The organism is Streptomyces sp. NPDC111802 (assembly GCF_055634335.1).
Map to the genome: position 1 here is coordinate 1 of NZ_JBVKCZ010000182.1, position 2,405 is coordinate 2,405.

The window sequence follows — 2,405 nt, forward strand, 5'->3', positions numbered from 1 at the left end:
GTACGACACCGACGCCTCAGCCTCCACCGCGAGCCCCTCCCAAGACGACCTACATCAAGATCATCTCACGCCCCCGCAGACAACTTGATAGCGCCTTCTGCACCTCGCGCCCCGCTCCCGCAAGCGCGCCGACGCCGGCGTCCTGCCTCAGTACCGCGGCGTCCTGGTCCACGACTCCCTCTCGCTGTATGCCGGATACGGCGCCTGTGCCCACCAGCTGTGCGGCGCCCACCTGATCCGTGAACTCACCGCGGCCGACGAGGACTTCCCCGACCAGAAGTGGCCCCAGCAGATCCGCTGGGCCCTGGCCGGGCTGAACCGCCAGGCCGTACGCGTCCAAAACCAGGAGATCGCCGAGATCACCCCCAGCGCGCTCCTCCTGCACTACGAAGCGTTCCACCAGGGCATCAAGGTCGGGCTCAGCCTCCATCCCAAAGTGCCGGGCAGGAAGCAGAGTCCGGCCCGCAGCCTCCTGACGTCAACTTGAGTGGGATATCTCGTAGCTGGGACGATTGCCGGGTTTGTTGATCTCCCTGGGGAAGGGCTGGCTGTGCCGCGGCTTCAAAGGCGTAGACGGCCAATTCCCACCTTGATCATCTGACGCCTCGTCAGGCTTGACAGGATGAAGTGCCGGGCTGGCGTGTTACAGGCGGGTCCGGCCCGGATGTTCCTTCTTGATTATCTGACATACGGTCAAACTTGACAGTGCCGACAGCACCCTCTTCACACGTCACGCGTAGGGAAGGTGCTGGTGTCGATCTTCACTCGCTCACCGGTGGCCAAGGTAAGAGTTACCGACTCCCCATACGGGGTCTCGACGATTGACCCGTATCCGGAGGCGTGCGGCTCTGACATCAGCGTGACGACCTTTTTGAACGGGTCGGCGATCATATAAAAGTCGATTCCGTAACGGCCGTACTTCTGCACGTTCCGAACGTAGTCCTTCTCGTCCTCGGGCTCGGATGGAACCTCGGCCACCATGAGCACATCGATGCAGGAATAGCTGTTCTTGCGGCGCTCGGCATCAAAACCGATGACCGTCAGGTCCGGCGCCGCATCGTTCTCCCCGGGAAAGGTGACGAGGACATCACCGAAGACACGCTCGCGGGCGATACCGGCAGCTGTGACGGCACTCTCGACGTCCCTGACGGTCCAATGCTGCTCCGGGCTCTGCGGAGTCATGATCACTCTCCCGTCAAACACCTCGACCTTGTAACCCTCGGGGACACCGCCACGTTCGATCAGCTCACTCATGACAGTCACCGCAGCTCACCTCCTGTGGGCATTATGTCAACCCCCTCGAACAGAGCTTGGTCATGGGGACCCCAGGGTTGATCATACTGGGGGAATCATCCGTGAAGAGCGCGCCAGCGTCGTGCAAGGCGCATCCGGCACACCTATGCCAATGTGCTACGCCGCCACCTCGACGACGGGCGCGGAGCGGCGGTGGAGCCGCGGTCTTCTGCTCATGCCACCCACCAACGACCAAGGGTCACGCTTGGGTGCCTGGCGTCAGGATCAGAAGGGGTGGGTTTCGGCGGTCGGCTGGCCCTGGGGCTGACCGGTTGGTGACGGCACCGCTGCGGAGGGGCCCGCCGCGTTCTGCGGGGCGCCGCCTTGGCGGTAGGTCTTGGTGATCTGGGCGCGCGCGTAGGTGAGGGACACGGCGACCTCTTCGGCATCGATCTCCATGACGGTGCGGCGCTGGCCGTCGTTGTCGTCGAAGGTGCGCTGCTTGAGCCGTCCAGAGACGATCACTCGTGCTCCCCTGGTCAGACTCGCCGCGGCGTTCTCCGCAGCCGCTCGCCAGATCGAGCAGCGCAGGAACACAGGCTCCCCGTCGACGAATTCGTTGCGCTGCCGGTCGAAGACCCTGGGGGTGGATGCCACCGTGAAGTTGGCTACCGGTAGACCGGAGCCTGTGTGCCGCAGTTCCGGATCTTCGGTCAGATTGCCCATCACCGTCACCAGCGTCTCGCCCGCCATGCCTGCCGCCCCCTTTTGCGCCCGCCCGCTTCTGTACGGGTCCAGCGTATAGGCGGGCAGTGTCCTTCCCCTCGTAGCGTGGAGGTGTGACTGAAGGGGAAGTTGAGGGTCATGGGTGGGAAGCGACGGTCGTACGACGCGCCCTTTCGTGAGGGTGCGGTACGGATCGTGTTGGAGACCGGGAAGTCTGCGGCGGAGGTCGCGCGGGATCTGGGCGTGCATGAGGCACGCTGCAGACCTGGGTCCATTGTCAATCCCCTCGTTGTGTGGAGAGTTTCTAAGCGGCCAGCTCCAGGGCGGAGCAGGTCCGATGCTTATGTTCGTACCTGAGTTCCACAGTTAGCAGTGCCGACTAGGGCACGAAAATGCTGGTTGACCTGCGGAAATGCCTGTGAGCACGCCGAGATGGCGTGTCACTA

At 63.5% G+C, this 2,405-nt stretch carries 4 protein-coding genes; 2 read left to right on the forward strand and 2 right to left on the reverse strand.

Going from position 1 to position 2,405, the window contains the following annotated elements:
- Positions 1-163 precede the first annotated feature (163 nt).
- The gene (locus ACZ7NC_RS45185; RefSeq protein ID WP_471498195.1) at positions 164-487 is read left to right on the forward strand and encodes a hypothetical protein; all 324 of its coding nucleotides are present in this window, start codon (positions 164-166) and stop codon (positions 485-487) included.
- Between the two features lie 236 nt (positions 488-723).
- On the opposite strand, the gene ACZ7NC_RS45190 is transcribed toward ACZ7NC_RS45185, so the two are convergent.
- Complete coding sequence (locus ACZ7NC_RS45190) at positions 724-1,254, reverse strand: Uma2 family endonuclease (RefSeq protein ID WP_471498183.1); 531 nt, start codon at positions 1,252-1,254, stop codon at positions 724-726.
- 264 nt (positions 1,255-1,518) lie between these two features.
- A complete protein-coding gene (gene ssb / locus ACZ7NC_RS45195) occupies positions 1,519-1,986 on the reverse strand; it encodes a single-stranded DNA-binding protein (RefSeq protein ID WP_471498187.1) in 468 nt (155 codons plus the stop codon).
- Positions 1,987-2,097: 111 nt separating this feature from the next.
- Here ssb and ACZ7NC_RS45200 point away from each other — a divergent pair, with 111 nt between their 5' ends.
- Positions 2,098-2,316, forward strand: a complete 219-nt coding sequence (locus ACZ7NC_RS45200; RefSeq protein WP_471498191.1) for a transposase — start codon at positions 2,098-2,100, stop codon at positions 2,314-2,316.
- Positions 2,317-2,405 lie beyond the last annotated feature (89 nt).